This is a genomic window from Sulfitobacter sediminilitoris (assembly GCF_010667575.1).
Lineage (GTDB): Bacteria > Pseudomonadota > Alphaproteobacteria > Rhodobacterales > Rhodobacteraceae > Sulfitobacter > Sulfitobacter sediminilitoris.
In genome coordinates this window covers 1-563 of sequence record NZ_JAABNT010000094.1, presented here as the reverse complement: position 1 = coordinate 563, position 563 = coordinate 1, and the positions used below count along the sequence as shown (strand labels likewise).

Here is a 563-nt window from a genome sequence, read left to right as displayed (position 1 = left end):
ACGACGAGAACGCGCCATGCAACGGTTCCGCAGCATGAGATGTTTACAGAAATTCGCCGCCGTTCACGCCTCCGTCTCAAACCATTTCAACCAGGAACGGAGCCTCTACTCCCGAGCTAATTTCAAGTTGAACCGAGCCGCCGCTCTCTCCGAGTGGCGTCAGCTCGGCGCGGCATAAAGGACAGGCTCGCTGTCCTTGCAGAGACTGGTTCGAATTGGTCTGACACCACCGCCACCGACCCCTGTCTCTGTGGTTCTTCTCCCTTTTTGTCGTAATTCCTGCCGTGTTTCCGCGGGTTAGCAGAGTGATCTCAGGTCAGAGACACGTGCGGTGTACACCATTTAAGCCATTTCTACCGGTCGTCTCTGAGAGGTGATGGGCGGGGTTCGGTTTTTGCGTGTTTTCCCTGGAAACAGGGAATTTACAGGGAAATATGGTTCTGTCAGACAAAACTGGCTTGAGACGGGCAGGGTGGTTTCGTAGCTTCTGGATATGAGCAAACCTGACCCATTTCGCTATTTCAAAACGAGCCGTGAGATAATCCGCCTGGCTGTGATGTTGT

Annotated in this window: 1 pseudogene; it reads left to right on the top strand. The window is 53.5% G+C overall.

Features of this window, described 5'->3' with window-relative positions:
* A pseudogene (locus tag GV827_RS23815) lies at nucleotides 1-178 on the top strand (IS6 family transposase); the annotation flags it as partial.
* Nucleotides 179-563: the final 385 nt, after the last annotated feature.